The 18,190-nt window shown below is 70.5% G+C and carries 19 protein-coding genes and 1 pseudogene; 5 read left to right on the top strand and 15 right to left on the bottom strand.

From position 1 onward, the window contains the following. Positions 1–39: 39 nt before the first annotated feature. Positions 40–1,008 (top strand): hypothetical protein, encoded by a 969-nt coding sequence (locus tag IE153_RS21110; RefSeq protein ID WP_229829087.1) that lies wholly within the window; start codon positions 40–42, stop codon positions 1,006–1,008. A 136-nt stretch (positions 1,009–1,144) separates the two neighbouring features. Here IE153_RS21110 and IE153_RS21105 read toward each other — a convergent pair whose 3' ends face one another. Continuing rightward, the gene (locus IE153_RS21105; protein WP_189591434.1) at positions 1,145–1,288 is read right to left on the bottom strand and encodes a hypothetical protein; all 144 of its coding nucleotides are present in this window, start codon (positions 1,286–1,288) and stop codon (positions 1,145–1,147) included. 368 nt (positions 1,289–1,656) lie between these two features. Between IE153_RS21105 and IE153_RS21100 the strand changes: the two are divergent. Further along, positions 1,657–1,989: pseudogene (locus tag IE153_RS21100) on the top strand (hypothetical protein); the annotation flags it as partial. Positions 1,990–2,083: 94 nt separating this feature from the next. On the opposite strand, the gene IE153_RS21095 reads toward IE153_RS21100, so the two are convergent. The 12 genes from IE153_RS21095 to IE153_RS21040 all read right to left on the bottom strand — a co-directional run bounded on the left by IE153_RS21095 (position 2,084) and on the right by IE153_RS21040 (position 10,719). Beyond that, complete coding sequence (locus IE153_RS21095) at positions 2,084–2,314, bottom strand: hypothetical protein (protein ID WP_031107186.1); 231 nt, start codon at positions 2,312–2,314, stop codon at positions 2,084–2,086. A 305-nt stretch (positions 2,315–2,619) separates the two neighbouring features. Further along, positions 2,620–3,090 (bottom strand): pilus assembly protein TadG-related protein, encoded by a 471-nt coding sequence (locus IE153_RS21090; protein ID WP_189591433.1) that lies wholly within the window; start codon positions 3,088–3,090, stop codon positions 2,620–2,622. Beyond that, complete coding sequence (locus IE153_RS21085) at positions 3,087–3,515, bottom strand: TadE/TadG family type IV pilus assembly protein (protein WP_189591432.1); 429 nt, start codon at positions 3,513–3,515, stop codon at positions 3,087–3,089. Before IE153_RS21085 ends, IE153_RS21090 begins: the two co-directional genes overlap by 4 nt. Continuing rightward, positions 3,516–3,977, bottom strand: coding sequence for a TadE family protein (locus tag IE153_RS21080; protein WP_097219035.1), 462 nt, complete (start codon positions 3,975–3,977; stop codon positions 3,516–3,518). A gap of 44 nt (positions 3,978–4,021) precedes the next feature. Beyond that, on the bottom strand, positions 4,022–4,273 hold the full coding sequence (locus tag IE153_RS21075; protein ID WP_031107180.1) for a hypothetical protein: 252 nt from the start codon (positions 4,271–4,273) through the stop codon (positions 4,022–4,024). 74 nt (positions 4,274–4,347) lie between these two features. After that, complete coding sequence (locus IE153_RS21070) at positions 4,348–5,271, bottom strand: type II secretion system F family protein (RefSeq protein WP_185012738.1); 924 nt, start codon at positions 5,269–5,271, stop codon at positions 4,348–4,350. Continuing rightward, positions 5,271–6,221 (bottom strand): type II secretion system F family protein, encoded by a 951-nt coding sequence (locus tag IE153_RS21065; protein WP_037820145.1) that lies wholly within the window; start codon positions 6,219–6,221, stop codon positions 5,271–5,273. The genes IE153_RS21070 and IE153_RS21065 overlap by 1 nt, the downstream gene beginning before the upstream one ends. Before the next feature lie 46 nt (positions 6,222–6,267). Then, positions 6,268–7,575 carry a TadA family conjugal transfer-associated ATPase gene (locus IE153_RS21060; RefSeq protein WP_189591431.1) on the bottom strand — a complete coding sequence of 436 codons (1,308 nt, stop codon included), beginning with the start codon at positions 7,573–7,575 and terminating at the stop codon, positions 6,268–6,270. After that, positions 7,572–8,462, bottom strand: coding sequence for a hypothetical protein (locus IE153_RS21055; protein WP_189591430.1), 891 nt, complete (start codon positions 8,460–8,462; stop codon positions 7,572–7,574). The genes IE153_RS21060 and IE153_RS21055 overlap by 4 nt, the downstream gene beginning before the upstream one ends. A gap of 17 nt (positions 8,463–8,479) precedes the next feature. Further along, complete coding sequence (locus tag IE153_RS21050; RefSeq protein ID WP_189591429.1) at positions 8,480–9,202, bottom strand: hypothetical protein; 723 nt, start codon at positions 9,200–9,202, stop codon at positions 8,480–8,482. Between the two features lie 443 nt (positions 9,203–9,645). Further along, positions 9,646–10,167, bottom strand: coding sequence for a hypothetical protein (locus IE153_RS21045; protein WP_189591428.1), 522 nt, complete (start codon positions 10,165–10,167; stop codon positions 9,646–9,648). Positions 10,168–10,287: 120 nt separating this feature from the next. Then, entirely contained in the window at positions 10,288–10,719 is a 432-nt protein-coding gene (locus tag IE153_RS21040) for an SMI1/KNR4 family protein (RefSeq protein WP_189591427.1), read from the bottom strand. Between the two features lie 279 nt (positions 10,720–10,998). Between IE153_RS21040 and IE153_RS21035 the strand changes: the two genes are divergently transcribed. Both IE153_RS21035 and IE153_RS21030 read left to right on the top strand, forming a co-directional pair. Then, positions 10,999–12,990: a hypothetical protein gene (locus IE153_RS21035; RefSeq protein ID WP_229829086.1), complete on the top strand. Its 1,992-nt coding sequence runs from the start codon at positions 10,999–11,001 to the stop codon at positions 12,988–12,990. A gap of 58 nt (positions 12,991–13,048) precedes the next feature. Next, positions 13,049–13,753, top strand: coding sequence for a hypothetical protein (locus IE153_RS21030; RefSeq protein ID WP_189591425.1), 705 nt, complete (start codon positions 13,049–13,051; stop codon positions 13,751–13,753). Between the two features lie 12 nt (positions 13,754–13,765). On the opposite strand, the gene IE153_RS21025 is transcribed toward IE153_RS21030, so the two are convergent. Continuing rightward, on the bottom strand, positions 13,766–14,929 hold the full coding sequence (locus IE153_RS21025) for an LCP family protein (RefSeq protein WP_229829085.1): 1,164 nt from the start codon (positions 14,927–14,929) through the stop codon (positions 13,766–13,768). Between the two features lie 35 nt (positions 14,930–14,964). Next, entirely contained in the window at positions 14,965–16,821 is a 1,857-nt protein-coding gene (locus IE153_RS21020) for a bifunctional polysaccharide deacetylase/glycosyltransferase family 2 protein (protein WP_498063511.1), read from the bottom strand. Positions 16,822–17,504: 683 nt separating this feature from the next. Here IE153_RS21020 and IE153_RS21015 point away from each other — a divergent pair. Continuing rightward, the gene (locus IE153_RS21015; protein WP_189591423.1) at positions 17,505–18,176 is read left to right on the top strand and encodes a hypothetical protein; all 672 of its coding nucleotides are present in this window, start codon (positions 17,505–17,507) and stop codon (positions 18,174–18,176) included. Positions 18,177–18,190 lie beyond the last annotated feature (14 nt).

Below are 18,190 nucleotides of genomic sequence, written 5' to 3'. Positions count from 1 at the left end.
GCACTTCTGAGCTCGTCACCGGCAGGTGCGTTCGGAGGCATGGGAAGCGGTGTACGAGGCGGCGCCAAGGACAGCGGTGAACTGACCGCCTCTGCCCAGCACTCCCGGATCAAGGTCACCCAGACGAGCGGCCCCACCGGCGGAGAGCAAGGCACCCTGTCGTCGACGGACGTCAACTGGAAGCCGCCGCCGTGCTGGTACGAGCCCGTCTTCACCCCCGAGCAGCTGAAGGATTTCTCGGAGAACGACGGCAGCGGCGACGCCGGTCTGCGCGACGGCTGGTACGGCTCGGAGCTCTGGACGGACCACTTCAGGGACGAGAAGGACGCCACCACCATCTTCACGAAGCCGGCGACCGTGAAGGGGTACAAGAACTACAACCTCGGCAAGAAGGGCTACTTCTGGCGCGGGGTGGCACCGAACGTGACCGGGATCGACGACACGACGCTGTGCAGCCGGCTGATGTTCTGGCAGGACGCCGGCGGGATCCCGGATGTGCCGAAGGCCCCCACGCCCGAGACCCTCGCCGAGTACGCCTACGACAAGGTCAAGGTCCCCGAGACCGAGGTCGAGCTGAAGCCTGCCGCCAAGTCGACGGTGAACCTCCCGACCTGGGTCTGGCTGGACCAGGGCACCTTCAAGGACGTCAAGGTCCGCGCGGAACTCCCCGGTACGGGCCTGTGGGCGGAGACCACGGCCAAGCCGGTCGCCCTCCACCTGGACCCGGGCACCAAGGACGCAGAGGTCTTCCCCGCCTCCGGCGACTGCGAGATCAACGACGACGGCTCCATCGGCACCCCGTACACCAAGGGCAACGCCGAGAAGACCCCGCCGTGCGGCATCCGCTACCTCCGCGCCACCGACGGCGCCCCCTATCAGCTCTCCGCCAGCGTCACCTGGCAGATCACCTGGGAAGGATCGGACGGCACCGGCGGCAAACTGCCCGACGGCACCTTCGAGACGACCCAGGACATGAACGTCCAGGAGATCCAGTCGATCAACCGCTGAGCGACACAAGCGGCGTGACGGGTGCGGGAAGTCGTGGGCGAGGAATCCGTGTGCTGACGGGGCGAGTTCGCGAGTGGCGCTGCCGCCTCGATGGCCCGGCTCGGAGATCAGTCGATCTATAGGGACGAGTGCGACTTCAGGATCCGCTCGTCGTCAGGGCTTCGAGTGCCTCGTCCGCGAGCCGCGGCGGAATTTCCTCGACCGCCCCCGACCACAGGAGCAGGGCCGGGGGCGTCACCTCGTGCTCGCGCAGGTAGCCCAGTCCGTCCGCGATGGCCAATGGTGGCCAGTGAGAAGCCGCCGGTGTCGCGGACGAGGTCGAGCAGTCGGTCCACCTCTCCGCGGCGGCTGCTCACCAACTCGCCGACGGAGGCAGCACCGACGTTCCATGCGCCGGTCGCCGACACGGCACCGATCTCCACGATGCCGCCGAGGGGCCCGAGGATCTCGCGAGCCAGCACGCCTTCCGGAATGGGAACAACCTGACCTGCCACTACTTCGAGCCTCGCATCCGCTCAGAACCGTCCCCGCATTCATCTCCGGAGCCGGCCCCGTACTGGACCTGGCCGACGCCTTCCATGACATCTTCGACGCTGTGACGAGTACCTTCCGCTTCGTCTGACCGTCCGATCTGCTGGGGGAATCCACATGGGCAAGGGCAAGAGCGACCTCGCGCTCCCGCTGACCGAGCTGGAGAGCTACGGGCACCGGCTGCGGTCCATCAAGACGCGGCTGAATCACACCAAGAAGCTCTTCGAGTCGTACAAGGACGACATCGGCGACGGCAGTGTCAATGACGCGCTCGGCAATTTCGAGTCCGACTGGGAAGACGGGCGCGAGGACATCACGCAGCAGCTCGATGCGCTGGCGAGTATGTCCGATGCCGTCGTGCGCGAGTTCAAGAAGCTGGATGACGAACTCGCCAAGAAGGTGAACGACGCCATGAAGGCCGAGGACAAGCGGGGCGGTAAGGGCGGAAAGAGCCGTGAGGGGGATGGCGGGGGGAAGTGGACCGCCGCCCGAGAGACGCGAAAGGCCCCGGATCCGGAGATCCGGGGCCTTTCCTGCGCGTGCGTCAGGAAGCGACGGCCGCGTTGAGGTGCAGGTCCGCCGCGATGCCCTGCGGCGAGACGGCGAGGCCCAGGCCACCGCCGACGCCGGCGGTGAGGCCGGCGGCCGTGGTCTCGACGTAGAGACCGGCCGCGGCGCCGGCACCCGCGGCAGCACCGCCCGCCTGGCCGCCGGCGATGGAGTCCAGCTCGGCGTCGGACATCTGGGCGGTCTGGATCTGCGGGGTGAAGGCCATGGGGGGCGGTTCCCTTCGTTCAATAATTCGAAGTGCTCGAGCGCGACCGATCAAAGCACGTCCGAAGAAGGGGCGGCCAGTCAGTGCCCAGTCCGTGGATAGGGATGTGCGTGGATTTCCGGGCGCGCATTCATGGGTGTGACCATTCCGGCACCCGATACCCCGCGGCCTTCACACCTTCTGCCACTTCGCGGTCCGGAAATGCGCCCCGCAGCACAAGAAATGAGCCGGGCTCGGTTCCTGCCCCACCCCGTCCCGACCTCACGGTGAACGGTGTGCAGATTCGCCGAATGTTCCGGACCCGCTCAGCCGACCTCGTTCTGCGCCACCGCTTCGCCGTGGACCACCACGTCGCCGCCGTAGAACATGCCCGTGAAGACCGGGGAGTACGTGAGCTGGACCTCGACCTGTACCTGCTCGGCGTTCGCCGCCACGCAGTGGGTCGCGCCGATGTCCGCGCCCGTCATGTCCATCTCGCGGGCAAAGGCCTTCACGCGGGCGTTGCAGTTCTCGAAGTTGATCGGCGCCGGGCCGCCCTCGTTCTCGTACAGGGCGTCGCGGTCGATGTCCTGGGCCGCGTAACGAGCCGCCTGTTCGGCGATGTCGGCGGCGCGTTCCCGCTTGGAGATGGACAGGCCGCCGTCGATGACGAACGCGGAGAGGGAAAGGAAGACGAGCGTGAAGATGATGACCGCGCCGGCACCGGAGCCGCGGTCGTCCAGACGTGCGGCACGGGCCGCCCACCAGGCCGGCCCGAAGGACCGAAGGCGTCTCACACCGACCTCCGGAACGGGTCGAGCGGGGAGCTGAAGCTCGCCGACAGGGTCGTCGGGACGTCGAGACCGAGCATGGCGAGACCCCGCACCTGGCAGCTCACCTCGACCGTGAAGATGGTGTCCGGTTCGAAGCCCTGGCTGGTCTGCGTGACGGTCACGGGGCCCGAGCAGACGTCCGCCAGGTTCGCCTCGGCGGCCTTCCTGGCCTCGGCCATGGCCGTCGCGTGGTCCTTCTGGATCGACCCCGCGCGGGCCGCGTCCCGGGCCGCTCCGTCGAGTGCTCCGCGGCCGTCCACGAGTTGACCGAAGGCCACCAGGACCAGGATGAAGAGGATCATCACCGGCGCGAGGATGACGACCTCGACGGTGGACAAGCCCCTGTCGTCCACGGGCCGGCGGCCTCGGGCGAGGGAAGGGACGGACATTCAGTTGCCCTCTTCCTGTACGAACCGCTCCACCGGCCCCACCGACTGCGCGTGCACCGTCAGATCCAGCCCGGGGAACACCGTCGGGACCCTCGCCGCGATCTCCACGCCCACCGTGTTCTGCTCCGGCTGCACCATCGTCACGTCCGGGGACAGGACCAGTTGGGGGCCGAGCTGACGGATGTAGCTGTCCACCACGTCCCGCGCCTCGCCCCGCCACGCGCCCGGCTGTTCGTCGGCCGTGGCGCGGGCCTTGCGGGCTCCGGCCTGGGCCGCCGCCTGGGCGACGTGGTCCGCGAAGAAGTACAGGGCGAACTGCACGGTCGCGAAGATCATGAAGAAGAGGACCGGGGTGAGCAGCACGAACTCGATCGCGGTCATGCCTGAGTCGCCGCGGGTGGCCGCCCGTTCCCGTGCGGCCCGCACCCAGCGGCGTACCCGTCTGCTGACGTCTGCCGGCATCCCCGTGAACCCCGTTGCTCTGATGCTCCTGATGGTCGAGGCGATCAGCAGGTCTTGCCCGCGTCCGCACCCTTGATGCAGTCGCCGACCTTGTTGGCGCCCTCGCTGAGCGCGGCGTTGATGATGGCGGCCACGACACCGACGATCGCCACGACGACCGCGGAGATGATGACCCACTCGACCGCGGAGGCACCGCGGTCCAGCTCGCCGGAGCGGGCCCGCTCGGTGCGGGCCTGGAGGAAGGTGACGAGGAAGTCCACGGCGGGGATGCCGGTGTGGAAGGTGCGTCCGTTCATGACGTCTTGTCCTTTCGAAATCGGTTCACGGAAGTTCTGGAGTTGTGAAGGTCGCTGCAAGGCTCACGCACGGCTCACTGCACCTGGAACACCCGCATCGCCGCCGGAAAGATCAGGAACACCAGGAACCCGGCGCACAGCAGCAGCTGCGCGACGAGCATCGACTGGGACTTCTCGCCCGCACTGCCCTCGATCTCGGCGAGTTCGCGGTGCCGCATGGTCTCGGCGCGGGAGGCCAGGGACTCGCGGACCTTGGCACCGTCGTCCGCGACCAGGGCCAGGGAGGCGGAGAGGTCCTTGAGTTCCTCGACTCCGATCTCCTCGCCGAGCGCGCCGAGTGCCTGCCACTGGCTGACGCCGGTGATGCGGGCGTCGGACAGGGCGTTGCGGATGCGCTGGTTGGCCCAGCCGTCGGAGATCTCGGCCGCCGCCATGAGCGCCTCGGGCAGACCGCGTCCGCCGGCGAGGCTCATCGACACCAGGTCGAGGTAGGCGCCGATCACACGCCGCAGGTCGCGCCGCTTCTCGGCGGCGTCGCGCCGTACTTCGAGGTCGGGCAGGAAGAAGAAGATCACACCGAAGAGCAGGGCCAGCCAGACCGGGATGATCGGGCTGCGGCCGAAGCCCAGCGTGTAGACGATGGCGAACAGGAACGGGCCGAAGAACAGGCCGGCCACGCCCAGCAGCACCTTCGTCGCCAGGAACTTCTCCCAGCTGCGGTCCAGCACCGCCAGGTCCGCGCGCAGCGAGCGCTGCTCCCAGCCCTGCTGGAGGTAGAACTCCGAGACACGCAAGCCGACTTCGGCCCGCAGCGCGCCCAGGCGTCCCTTCTCCCGCTCCACGCGGGCCGACTCGTAGGCCGAGCCGCGGGCCCGCATCGCGTCGATCCGCGCGACCTGTGAGATCGCACTGCGCTTGCTGGGCATGAGGGCGCGGACGAGGGCGTAGATGCCCAGGCCGATGACGGCGCCGACGACGAGCGGCATCGTGAGGTCCATCAGCGTGCCCCTTCTTCCTGCGGCATCCGCTGCTGGGACTGCGCGTGCGACGGCGTCCGGGGACGGACGAACTGGACGGAGGCCTCGTCGCGGACGAGGAAGCGCTCGGGCGTCTCGATGGTGGACAGCTTGCGCAGCCACCAGAAGCCGAGCGCGAACAGACCGCAGACACAGGCCAGGACGAGCTGGCCGACGGCCGTCCCGTACGGCGCCACGAAGTCGCGATTGAAGATCGACAAGCCGAGGACGAAGGCGACGGACACCGCGACGACGATCTGCACGGACCTACGGGTCGACGCGCGCTGGGCCATGACCCGCTGGCGCATGTCGACCTCCTCACGGGCCGACTTGGCCAGGGCGCCGAGGACTTGGCGCAGACCCGGGCCGCGCAGGCGGGCGTTGAGGATGAGGGCCGCGACGATGATGTCGGCGGAGGCGTCGTCGATCTCGTCGGCGAGTTGCTGCAGCGCCTCGGGCAGCGGGGTGCGGGCACGCAGCCGGTCGACGAGGGCGTCGAGGTGGGGCCGCAGGACGGGTGCCGCGGCGCGGGCGGAGGCCGGGATGGCCTGCTCCAGGCCCACGGCGCCGGCGATGGTGTCGCGCAGGGACTCCGTCCAGGACGCCAGGGCCTCCACGCGGCGCATGGCGGCCCGTTCCTCACCGGCTCCGCCGAAGAGGCGGTCCCAGAAGAAGACGAGGACACCGGCCGCGATGCCCGCGACCGCCCAGCGGGTGAGGACGAGGACGACCAGGCCGACGATGGCGGCGAGTGAGCCGCGCCGGCCGGCGAAACGGATCAGTTCGCTCGCCCGCTCGGCGGCCTTCTGCTTCTCGTGGTCGGGCTTGGCGGGCAGCCCGCGTACGGCGATGAGGAGGAGGGCGAGGCCGCCGCCGACGGCGACGCCGCTCCCTATCGAGTACAGGACGGTGGTGGAGAACAGGCCGCCCATGGAGCCGAGCGAGCCGAGTGCCGCGAGGTTCGTGGTCATTCCCGGCTCACCCCCAGGTCCCGGTCGGCCGGTAGCCGTGTGCCATCAGTTCCTCCAGGCAGGCTATGGGGGCGTGCGGCACGATCCGGCCGTCGGGGGCCTCCGCGAACACCTCGCTGGACAGCACGCGTCCGTCGACGCCGTTGACCTCGCGGACCGAGGTGACCATGCGCTGGAGGCGGCCGCCGCTGCCGTAGTTGTTGCGTCGCTGGATGAAGACGACGAAGTTGACCGCGCCCGCGATCAGCATCTGGCTGGCCTCGATGGGCAGCCGTTCCGTGGCCTGCAGCGCGTAGGTGGAAATACGGTTGAAGACCTCGTGCGAGCTGTTGGCGTGGATCGTGGACAGGGAGCCGTCGTTGCCCTGCGACATCGCGTTGAGCATGGTGACGATCTCGTCGCCGAGCACCTCACCCACGATGACGCGGGAGGGGTTCATGCGCAGCGAGCGTCGCACCAGTTCGGCCATCGAAATGGTGCCCTGGCCCTCGGAGTTGGGCAGGCGCTCCTCGAAGGCGACGACGTTGGGGTGCAGGTCGGGGAAGGTGTCGAGGCCGAGCTCCAGGGCCCGTTCGACCGTGATGAGGCGCTCGTGCGGCGGGATCTCGTTGGCGAGGGCGCGCAGGAGCGTGGTCTTGCCGGCGTTGGTGGCGCCGGCGATCATGATGTTCTTGCGGGCGCGGACCGCGCAGGCCATGAAGTGGGCGACCTCGGGCGACAGGGTGCCGTTGCCGACGAGGTCGGAGATGAACACCTTGCCCATGCGCGCCCGGCGGATGGACAGCGCGGGGCGCCGGGTGACGTCCATGACGGCCGACAGACGCGAGCCGTCGGGCAGGCGCAGGTCGAGCTGCGGGTTGGCCGAGTCGAAGGGCCGGGAGGACAGACCGGAGTACGCGCCGAGCACCTGGATGAGCTCGATGAGTTCCTCGTCGGTCTCTGCGACGGGGTCGCCCTGCATCTCACGGCCGTCGGCGTACCCGATGAACACCTGGTCGCAGCCGTTGATGTCGATGTTCTCGACCTCGGGGTTGTCCAGCAGCGGCTGGAGCCGGCCGACGCCGAACAGCGCGGCGTGCACGGCTGCCGCGTACTGCTCCTCGGTCTCGGCGTCCAGCGGCGTACGGCCCGCGTTGATCTCGGAGCGGGCGTACTCCTCCAGGATCTGGGCTATGACGGCCCGGGCGTACTGCCGTTCGTCCTCGGTGGACATCGGGGTGACGCCCGCGACCTGGTCCTGCCGGCGCTGCTCGGCGATGCGGTCACCGGCGTCCTGGCGGAACCGCTTGACCAACTGGTGGTCGACAGCGGTCATGCGCCCGCCCCCGCGTGGCCCTGCATCTGGCCCGGGGCGTGCGGGGCGTGGTGGGCCTGGGGCGCCTGGTTGGCCTGGTCGGAGGCGGCCCAGGCGGCGCCGTACTGCTGGTAGATGTCGGCGGCGACCTTGCGGGCCGAGCGGATCAGCAGCGACTTGTCGAGGCGGCCGCGCTTGCGGCCGGCCAGCTGGTCGGCGCCGGCCGGGTCGTCGGCGATGGTGCCGACCACGCGGGCGCCGGTCTGGGCGTGCACGAGCATGTCGTTGACCTGCGAGGCGAGCTTGCCGGCCGTGCCGGTGTCGGCGATCAGGACGACACCGATCATCGGGGTGCCGAGGCTCGCGGCGCCACGCGATCCACCGTGCAGCTTGCCCGCGAGGGCGGCGGCGCGGTCACGGACGCGGGCGATGGCCTCGGGCTCGGTGCGCGAGACGAGCAGCACGAGCGCGGCGTGCGGGAACATCTCCACGGCCGGGGTGTCGCCGCTGATGCGGCCGCAGTCGGCGATGACGTCGGCGGCGGCGTGCGGGGAATCGGCGAGGGAGTTGAAGGCGTGCCCGAGGGTCGGCCACAACCCCGCGAGTCCGGCGGCCTGTTCGGCGATCCCGAGCCCGACGAGGACCTCCAGCCCACCGCTCAGCGGCTGTACGTGGTCCCAGAGCTGGTCGGGCACGAGGCCGCGGCGCGCGGTGGCGGCGATGGACAGCATGCCGGTGTTGGGGTTGAGCGGTCCGCCGTGCGCGGCGGCACTGCGGTAGACGAGGTCACCGCCCGCCGGGTCCGCCTCGGCGAGCAGGACACGCCGCGGCCAGACCGCCGAGAGCGCGACGGCAGCGGTGGTGACGCCGGGGGAACCCTTGTCGGCGGCGAGAGCGATGAGCGCCATGGGGTGGGTGCCGCCTTCTAGTTGCCGGGGACGTGCACGATGGCGACCTGGTTCGCCGCCGCCGCCGAGGCGAGCGCTGCCGCGTCGGCCTGGTCGACGAGGACGGTGATCGAGAGGTTGCCGGTGCTCACCGTGGCGTCGTCGTCCGCCGCGACGGTGTTCACACGCGCGGCGTCGACGAGGGCGCCGCCGGAGGAGGAGGTGCCGCCCGAACCGCTGTTGCTGTCGGAGCTGTTCGAACCGGAGCCGGTGGAGCTGACGCGGTAGGCGGATACGAGGTCACCGGCCTTGAGGTCCGCGGGGTACGTGCCCTCCTTGAGGGCGAGGCCGACGGAGGCCTTGCCCGCGGGCAGGCTGGCCTTCTTGGCGAACATCTGGCCCATCACGACCGTGTCGGAGTAGATCGTGGACTTGGCCTTGAGGGTCTTCAGCGTGGCCAGCTGGTCCCACTTGACGTAGTTGATGCTGTCGTCGGCGGCGACCATCACCGAGGTCACGTTGGTGCCGACGGACTCCCCGGCCTGGATCTCCTTCGTCACCTTGACGACCTCGACCCGGTCGCCGACCTGCAGCACGAGCATCGTCACACCCAGCGCACCCACCAGGATCAGCAGCACCGCGAGCGCGGCCAGTGCCGGTTTGCGCTCGCGAGGCGGGGTGGGAAGCCGGTCGCCGACCGACGGCTGAGCCGGAGCGGCGGAACGACCGGCGCCCGCCCCCGTACGCTCTTGGATCTTCACGCAACCGCTCCCCGTACACCCAAGAAGATGTCTGTCATGTGCCTTCAAATTCGGACACTTCACCCGCGTCGACCCGCACGGAGAAGTGCGGGACGGGCCGGACGTACCCGCCCGACCTGGGCAAATAGCCAGCACTGGGGGTGAGTGTCAAGCCATCGCACCGTATCAGCCGCACATAAGCCCCTCAAGACGCGTCCGGCCCCACGGGCCGCAGGGTGCGGCCCGTTATCCATCTGCAACGTCAGGCACGCTCAACCCTTCCGGGACCAGCCCCGGATGACAGCACCACCTGTGCGCCAGCGAATCGCCATCGACCCCAACGGCGCCTGCCGAGCGGCCGGTTCGTCACCTATCGGCCATCATGCCTGCACGATTCACTCACGAAGCGGGGGTGGGCAGCGCGCGCGGATGACCTCGCGGGGTGACGTCGACGCCCGCAGGTGTCACTCCTGGAGGGCATCGAGGTCCAGGCGTCCCGGTCGGAGATCCGCCGGAAGATGCGCCCGGGCCTCCACCTGGTAGGTGCGCAACCTGTCCTTCAGGTCGGCGAATTCCGTCAACACCTCGAAGGCGTGGGCCGCGGCCGTCGCGCAGCGGCCGGTCGCGATCTCCTCGAAGAGGATCTCCGTGCACCCGCGCACCGCCTCCTTGCACTGCGCCGCGATGTCCTCCTGCTCACCGCCCGTGAGGTGGCTCAGAACGGCCAGGATGTGCGCTCGCCAGACGAGCGGCACCTGCCGGTCGGCGAGAGCGGCGACGAGCATCACCGCGGTCGCGTACGCCGGCTCCATGAGGTTGGACTGGATGTAGACGTGGTTGTCCGCCCAGCCTTCCCCGACCCGGGCCGGGAGCGGGCCGTCCAGCGCGGCGAGGAAGTCCTCGGGGACATGGGCCGCGCTTCTGTTGCAACCGCAGGTCATCGCCTGCCAGTCGTGGCGGGGGATCTCGAGGTCCAGGATGCGCATGGGGGATCTCTAGCACTCCGGGTCCGCCGGGGGCCCAGCGGTGGGTCGCCGGCCGCGCGGCTCGGGACGCCGGACTGAGCGGAGCAGAGCAGAGCGGAGCAGAGCAGAGCGGAGCTGAAACTACCGGTACCAGTCCTCCCCCTCGCTCTCCAGCGCCCTGCGCACATAGCCGGCCAGGTCCGGGGCCACCGGGCTGCGTTCGTCCGTCTCGTGGTCCCAGACGTGGACGTCGGCCCGTTCGGAGGCCCAGAGGAGCGCGAACTGGTCTCCCCCGCCGTTGTCACCGATGAACAGCAGCGAGTCGAACGGTCGGTGGAGCGAGCGGATTTCGGGGTCGGTGCGGAAGGTCCGGTTGTTCTCGAGGACCTGTTCAGCGGGCCAGACGATGCCTTCGCCGTACGGGCCCTCGATGCCGTCCGTCTGCAGCAGCAGGGCGCTCAGGTCGGGCGGCAGCGAGTGGCCGAGGGCCTGCTCGACACGGTGGAGGACGGCGGGATCCGCCGGAGGGCACGACGGTCCTGCTCCGTACTCCTCGATCAGGTCACGCCACATATCGCCCCTCGGCTCCCTTCGCCCCGCTCCCGGTGAGGGGGCACGGACCTCCACGAGACCACGGCATCCTCATGGGCCCCTTTGGCGAACCGGCCACACCGCCACCGGGCGACCTGTAGCACTCGCGAAGCCCGAGTAGAGTGCCGCGCGGACAGCGATCGGACCGCGGGGGGCTCACCGGTGAGAGCAGTCAGGACGAACCACGCCTGGGCAGGACGAATACGGACCCGGAGCAATGGCCGCGCCCGCGCACTCCGACTGCTCCTCGCGCTCTGCGCGTTGCCGGCCGTCTTCGCGACCGCCACCCCCGCCCACGCGACGGACACGACTCCCGACACCCGGGCCTCGACCGCCGCCCCGGCCCGTGGCGCGGACCGGGGTCCCGACACCCAGGCCGCCTACCTCGCCGACCGCCTGCGCGAGAACCCGGTCCACGTCACCGACCAACTCCCCCGCGAGGTCCCCCGATCCACCGCCCCCGACTTCGCGAGGCTCGCGAAGAGGACCGGTGTCCCGACCTACGTCCTGGTCCTGCCCATGATGAGCAGCACCGAGGGGGACCAGCTGCTCGGCGCCGTGCACGACCGGCTCGGGCGCGACGGACTGTACGTCCTGATCGAAGGGACGGACGTCGCGCGGGCCACGGCCTACGGCGTGCGCGCCCCCGCTGAGTCCGCAGTCACCGTCACGGTGTACGAACTTGCCTACGACGCAGGCGCTTTGGCGAGCTTCGAGCGCTTCGTCGAGGTCATCGCGCAGGGCGAGAAGAAGGCCGCCGCCCGTGCCGAGGCCGCTCGCGAGACGTACCGGGACAACGAGCCCGCCGAGGCGTACATCGGCCCGTCCGACCGCCGCAACCAGTCGTTCCTCACGGGGATCCTGCTCACCGGCGTACCGCTGTCGATCCTGCTGCTCGCGGCGTACGCGAGGCGCGGACGCACCGGAAAGCCCGCTCTGCGCCTGATCGTCCCGGGCTTGGCGCTCCTGTCCGCCGCCGCGATCGCCCTCACCGCTCCCGTCGTCTTCGACGAGACCAGGTCGAGCGCGGCGCGGCCCCCCACCCCCGCCGAGATGTCCGCGCGCGTGGAGCGGGTCGCGGCCGGTCTGAAGCAGGACCCGGTGTACGCCGACCCGGAGAGCCCGCGCGTCCTCGACGCCCGGCAACTGGACCGGCTGCACGAGCGGATCCGGGACTTTCGGCGCTCCGACGGCGGCGGCCCCGTGTACGTGTCCCTCGTGCCGCAGACCCCGGAGAGCGAATCGGCCGGTGACGCGGACCTGTTCGCAGCGGCGGTGCACGCCAAGGTGGGCGAGGACGGTGTGTACGTCGTCGCCGATCCGGACGACGGCACGATCGATGTCCTCAACCACGGCCTGCGCCTGGACTCGAGCCACCTGTCCTTCGACCTGCCGGACTCCGTCAGCCTGGGTGACAGCAGGGCGGACGAGGCCGACGACCACCTCCTCGGCGAGCGTCTCGACCGGCTGATGACCTTCCTCGACGAGACCCCGCGCACCGACCGGCCGCAATCCGAGCCCGCCCCGGCCGCCGCGCCGAGGGCCGCCGACGAGCACACCCTCCCGGCCCTGTACTCCACCGACTTCTGGCCCGGCCTGATCGTGGGCGCCTTCGCGGCTCTCCTGCTGACGGGCGTCGCGGCCGGGGCGACCTGGATCATCCGGGGCCTGCTGCGCCGGCGCTCGCCCGTGCCCGAGTCGTTCGACCGGATGCCGTTCACGGCCCCGACGGCACCGTCGACGTCCTACCTCCGGCGCACCGCGTACAACGAACTCATCGCACTCAGCGCCGAGTTCGACCCGGAGGACCACGTTCGCGACCGGGAGCGTCTCGACGCGGCCCTGCTCCTGGTCGGCGGCGACCCCGGCCGCGCCCGGCGACCCGGGACGGAGCCCACGACCCTGGTCGCCGTCATCGTGCTCGCCCGAGCGGGCCGGGCCGCCCTCACCGGACGGCCGTCGAAGTTGTGCTGCGGCGTGAACCCGCTGCACGGCCCCGCCGAACACCGCCACCACGTGCGCGTCACCGCCGAGGGCAACCGCCGCCGCCTGCTCCCCGTCTGCGCGCCCTGCCACGACACGGCCGTCGCCGAACCGGGCGGCATCCCGGACCGGTTGCTCAAGCTGCCCGACCCCGCCCTCGGCAACACCCGCCTCCCCTACTACGACATCACCGACAGCCCTCTGACAGCCGTACCCGACGGCATCGGCCGGCTCGTCGACAGGGTGAGGGGGGCAGCAGGTGTCCACTGAGGCCCCCCAGCCCGCCATGCCATGATCTCCGCTCGATCAGCGATCTAGGAGCCCCCCATTGAAGCGCGCCGCCCTGGCCGTCGTCTCCGTCCTGGCCCTGACCTCCGCACTGACCGCCTGCTCGGGCGGCGAGGACAAGCCCTCCGCTGCGCCGACGACGCCGAAGGCCAAGCAGATCACTCCGGCCCAGAGACTGGCGAAGGCCATCGTGACGAAGGACGACCTGCCCGGATACAACGTGTCCGAGCCGGACGCCCAGTACGCCTTCGCCAAGTCCTCCGACGAGCTCAAGGTCGACAAGCCCGGCTGCGCCCCGCTGGCCCTTGCGATGAATCAACTCCCGCTCGGTGAGCCGCAGGCCGACCTCGTGCGCAGCGCCGGGGCGGGCTTCGGCAAGGAGAGCACGTACATCACGCTCGCCTCGTACGAGCCGGCGGCCGAGGCCGAGTCGTTGCTGGCCGGGCTGGCGAAGGCCGTACCGGAGTGCGGCGGCGGGTTCACCGCGAAGGCGGGCGAGAACTCCACCGCCTACGAGTCAGTCACCGCCGAGAAGGGCACGGCGAGCGGTGCCGTCGCCTTCCGCTCGACGATGACGTTCCGGGGGATCACCCACACCCTGCGCACCGAAGCCGTCCGCGACGGCGACGTGCTCGCCGTCTACTTCTCGGTGAACGGCTTCGCCATCGCCGACAGCACGCGGCCCAGCGACGCCAAGATGCCCGCGAACGTGGTGAAGGCGCAGAACTCCAAGCTCGCGCGGTGAGCGGCCCGCCGATCAGCCGGGCAGCCTGTCCTCGCGCAGGGCGTCGAACAGGGCGCGGGCCCGGCGGTCGTCCCACTTCACCGCGCTGCCCTTGGAGGTGCGCAGGTCCGGGTCGGCCACGGGCACATTGAGCCGCCGCCCTCCGCCGCCCGTGGCCTTCCGCAGGGCCTCGAACAGCCCCATGAGATCCGGTAGTTCGGTGCCCTCGTCGACGATGAGGGTGTCGAGTCCCGCGTCCAGGGTCGGGAACGACTTCGACGGGTCGGCGAGGGTGGCCGGGGCGGCGGCCTTCCGGGCGAGGGCGGCGAGGAATCTCTGCTGGTTGCGGGTGCGGCCCAGGTCCCCCTGGGCCTCCTGCTTGCGCTGCCGTACGAAGGCCAGCGCCTCGGCGCCGTCGAGGGTCTGGCATCCGGCGGGCAGGTCGGCGCCGGAGTCCTCGTCGCGGACGGCCTTGTCGAGGCACAGGTCCACCCCGCCGACGGCGTCTACCACCCCCACGAATCCGGCGAAGCCGATCTCCGCGTAGTGGTCGACGCGCACGCCGGTGTTGCGTTCCACGGTCCGCACCAGCAGGTCGGGGCCGCCCAGCGAGAACGCGGCGTTGAGCTTGTCCGGCGCGGCCCGGTGGCTGCGGCCCGTGCCGGGGTCGACGTAGGGCGGGAGGGTCACCCAGGAGTCGCGCGGCAGGCTGAGCATCGTGGCGCCGTTCGCGCCGGTGTGCAGCAGGATCACCGAGTCGGTGCGGCGGCCCTCGGCCGAGCCGGTGTTGAGGTCCTTCCGGTCCTGCTCCGACAGTCCCTCGCGGCTGTCGGAGCCGACGACGAGGTAGGTGGTGCCCTCGCCGGCCGGCACCCGGGCACCGAGCGCGCCGAGATCGACCTCCTGGTTGAGCCGGGTGTCGGCCCAGACGTACGTACCGGCGCCGCCGAGCAGCAGCAGGGACGACAGGACGGCCGCCGTCCGAAGGTACCGGCGGCCCCTGCCCGCCCGGCGCCGCGGATTCCTGCTGCCACGCCCGCCTCGGGGATCCGGGCCGCTGTCGTAGCGGCCGGGCGCGGCGGGCGAGGGCATGCCGGGCAGGGGGGCGGTGCGGGTCGAGGGCGGCGGAACGAGGGGTTCCCGCCGCGCGCTCCACTCCGGCGGGCGTTCTCCCGGTTGGTCGGTCCAGTCGCTCATCGACGCCTCGAAGGTGCTGTGGGGGGGCTCTCGGGTCAGCGCATCGGCACACCCCTATACGGAACGGGCCCACCGATCTGTTCACCGGCCGTCCCCGACCGCTGCATCCGCTGCCACCGCAGCCGGCTGCCGAGCAGCAGCGCGACCAGCGACTGGATGACGACGAGATACATCAGCTGCCGATAGACGACGATCTGGAACGGCATCGACCACAGGGCCCGCACCGGCTCGCCGTCGAGCCTCAGCGCGTAGCCGGAGCAGACGATCTGCACGCCGAGGAACGCGAACCACACCGCGGCCGACTCCCACGGGTCGCGGAACAGCACGCCGTAGAGGGCGTACACGTCGATGACGGGCGCGAGCAGCGGCAACGCGACCTGGAACAGCGCGAGATATGTCAGCCCGCGCCGCCCGAACCGCCCGGCCGGGCCTCTGCCGAGGAGAGCCCCCCGGTGCTTCCACATCGCCTGCAGCGTGCCGTAGCACCACCGGTACCGCTGCCGCCACAACTGCCTGATACTGGTGGGCACTTCGGTCCAGGCGACGGCGGACTCCTCGTACAGCACCCGCCAGCCGGACCGCCACAGGGCCATGGTCAGGTCGGTGTCCTCGGCGAGGGTGTCCTCGCTGACCCCGCCGACACCGAGCACGGCGTCCCGGCGGAACGCCCCGATGGCACCCGGCACGGTCGGCATGCACTCCAGCACCTCGAACATGCGCCGGTCGAGGTTGAAGCCGAAGACGTACTCCAGGTGCTGCCAACGGCCGAGCAGACTGCGTCTGTTACCCACCTTCGTGTTGCCGCTGACGGCGCCCACGGCCGGGTGCGCGAGCGGCTGCGCGATCCGCTCGATGGCGTCGGGCTCGAAGACGGTGTCGGCGTCGACCATCACGACGATGTCGTACCGCGCGTGCGCGAGGCCGGTGTTGAGGGCGGCTGCCTTGCCGGAGTTGGCCTGCCGCACGACCTCCACCCGCGGGTCCCCCGTGTTCGCGGCGATGTCGGCGGTCCGGTCGGTGGACCCGTCGTCGATGACGACGACCTGGAGCTCCCGGTGCCGGGAATCGAGCAGCGACCGCAGGGTCGCCCCGATCCCGGCCTCCTCGTTGTACGCGGGGACGAGCACGGTGACCGGCCCGGACGTCTCCCGCATCCAGGGCGCACCGGTCCGGAACCGCTCCAGCCGCCGCACATGGGCCCGGGCGAAGAGGGCGAGCAGCAACAGCCGCAGCACGCCGAGGCCACCGGCGACGCCGAGGATCCAGATCATGGCGGTGGAGAAGACCTGCCCGAGGCCGGTGACCCAGATCAGCCCCCGCCCGAGCCACCGCGCGACGAGGGACGAGGGGGCGTCCGGGACGAGCCCGAGCCCATCGGACACGGTGGTGAACCGTTCGACGCCGCGGTTCCTCAGCAGCCGGCGCGCTTCCTGATACGCGGTCTCCGTCTGGCTGAGCTGGCGGACGATGCCCTGCGCGGGCCTGCGCGAGCCCTTGTCGGCGGCGACGAGCACGTACCCGTACCCGGCGGCCCGCCGCGCGGCCTGCCACTCGCGGCCGCACAGGGTGTCCGGGCTGGTGGTGCGGGGCATCCGCAGCAGATTGGTCCGCCGCCCGGTGGCCCCGGCGAGGGCGCTCTGCGTCATCTCGAGCTCGGCCCGGAAACGGGGCGAGGAGGACTCCCCCAGCACGGCGCCGGTGTACGTGTTGGACCCGATCTCGTGCCCCTCGGCCCGGATCCGCCGCACCAGCTCCGGGTGCCGGGCGGCCTGGGCCCCGTGCACGAAGAAGGTCGCCCGCGCGTTGTTCCTGCGCAGCAGGTCGAGGATCCGGGGTGTCCAGACGGGGTCGGGCCCCCCGTCGAAGGTGAGCGCGACGGTCCGCGCGGGCATCGACCCGCTCCGGATCCCGTCCCGGTTGATCCCGATCACGGGCCCGCCGCGGGCAACGGCGTCGGGCACAGGAGCCGTACAGGGCGATCGCGTCTTGGCCGCGTCGACCTCGTGCTGGGTCCAGCCCTGGAAAATCAGCAGGGCGAAGAGGAGGGGGAGGGTGAGGGCGAGGAGGAGCCAGTGGGCTCGGGGGTCGCGGGACTGTTTGTGGCGGGCTCGGGCTCGGCGCTTGGACGCGGCGGGGGTCAGGGGGCGTCACCGCCACCGGGCTCGGGCCATCGTCCGACTCCCGCGCGTTGCGCGGGGCCTCTTCTCCACACGCTTCTGTGGAACGTGCGGGTCTGGACGGAGGCCGTACTCGCGGTGGTGCGACGGGAGTTACACATGGGGCGCGAGTGTAGTTTCGGAGGTGTGGGCGTAGGGGTGGAACGGTGAGCTTCACAGATTGGACACGCTTCGCGCGCACTAGCGAATCGGAGCCACGCAACACCATGTCGCCCAGACTTCGGCGGCACAGGAGGCCGCCGCCTGTCCGGGCACGATCAGGGCACAACCGGCTTTCCGAGAGCCCCATACGCCCGAAATTGCCTGTGTTCTCGCGGAAGTTCGCGCTGGTGAAACCGGAAACCTCACCGGTACCGTCAGGGCACCAACTGAACTTCTGTCACTCACGGGGAGTCACTGTGAAGCGCCGCTCATTGCCCGTTGCTGCCGCGTTGACGGCGACGGCAGCACTGCTCTTGACGGCCTGCGGTAGCGGGGACGACAAGTCCGGCGACAACGACAAGATCGCCGGCGCCGGCCAGGGAGCGGAGACGCCGAAGGAGTCGGCGCCCGCCTCGGGCGCACCGGCAGGGGACAAGCCGGACGGCGTGGACGTGTCCCTGCCGAAGGACATGAACCTGGTCTTCGACTGGGACAAGCCGAAGGACAAGAACGAGGCGGCGGCGATGGATGACGCGGCGAACTTCGTCCGGGCCATCTACCGAGGCGTCGACAAGCGCACGACCAAGGACGCCTCCCTGGTCGCCTACTCGACAGGCGATGGGACGAGCTACGCGAAGACGCAGATCACTGCCCGGCTGGACGGCGGCTGGACGGCATACGGCACCCGGCGCCATTACCAGGCCACCACGCGGTCCTCGCCGAACGGCAACTCGGTGGAGGTTGCGTTCTGCGTGGATTCGAGCAAGTTCTACTCCAAAGAGATCAAGACCGGAAAGGTCCTGAAGGGCGCCCCCAACATCACAGACTTCGACTACTTCAAGATCATCATGATCAAACTCCCCACCGGAGATGGTCTGTGGCAGGCGTCCAAGGTGTTCGTCGAGGCCAAGGCGGCGAAGTGCCAGTGAACAGGTCACGGCAT

It is taken from the genome of Streptomyces massasporeus (genome assembly GCF_014648995.1).
Lineage (GTDB): Bacteria > Actinomycetota > Actinomycetes > Streptomycetales > Streptomycetaceae > Streptomyces > Streptomyces massasporeus.
Note: the sequence above shows the minus strand (reverse complement) of the source record. Positions and strands in the feature narration are given on the sequence as shown.

Bases quoted from the DNA above. Each gene is read 5' to 3' on its own strand.
- IE153_RS21080 (WP_097219035.1), bottom strand. From the start codon at position 3,977: ATGCCGGCAGACGTCAGCAGACGGGTACGCCGCTGGGTGCGGGCCGCA.
- IE153_RS21060 (WP_189591431.1), bottom strand. From the start codon at position 7,575: ATGACCGCTGTCGACCACCAGTTGGTCAAGCGGTTCCGCCAGGACGCC.
- IE153_RS21070 (WP_185012738.1), bottom strand. From the start codon at position 5,271: ATGGACCTCACGATGCCGCTCGTCGTCGGCGCCGTCATCGGCCTGGGC.
- IE153_RS21110 (WP_229829087.1), top strand. From the start codon at position 40: ATGGGAAGCGGTGTACGAGGCGGCGCCAAGGACAGCGGTGAACTGACC.
- IE153_RS21040 (WP_189591427.1), bottom strand. From the start codon at position 10,719: ATGTGGCGTGACCTGATCGAGGAGTACGGAGCAGGACCGTCGTGCCCT.
- IE153_RS21020 (WP_498063511.1), bottom strand. From the start codon at position 16,821: ATGCCCGCGCGGACCGTCGCGCTCACCTTCGACGGGGGGCCCGACCCC.
- IE153_RS21055 (WP_189591430.1), bottom strand. From the start codon at position 8,462: ATGGCGCTCATCGCTCTCGCCGCCGACAAGGGTTCCCCCGGCGTCACC.
- IE153_RS21025 (WP_229829085.1), bottom strand. From the start codon at position 14,929: ATGAGCGACTGGACCGACCAACCGGGAGAACGCCCGCCGGAGTGGAGC.
- IE153_RS21045 (WP_189591428.1), bottom strand. From the start codon at position 10,167: ATGCGCATCCTGGACCTCGAGATCCCCCGCCACGACTGGCAGGCGATG.
- IE153_RS21065 (WP_037820145.1), bottom strand. From the start codon at position 6,221: ATGGGCGGCCTGTTCTCCACCACCGTCCTGTACTCGATAGGGAGCGGC.
- IE153_RS21085 (WP_189591432.1), bottom strand. From the start codon at position 3,515: ATGTCCGTCCCTTCCCTCGCCCGAGGCCGCCGGCCCGTGGACGACAGG.
- IE153_RS21075 (WP_031107180.1), bottom strand. From the start codon at position 4,273: ATGAACGGACGCACCTTCCACACCGGCATCCCCGCCGTGGACTTCCTC.
- IE153_RS21095 (WP_031107186.1), bottom strand. From the start codon at position 2,314: ATGGCCTTCACCCCGCAGATCCAGACCGCCCAGATGTCCGACGCCGAG.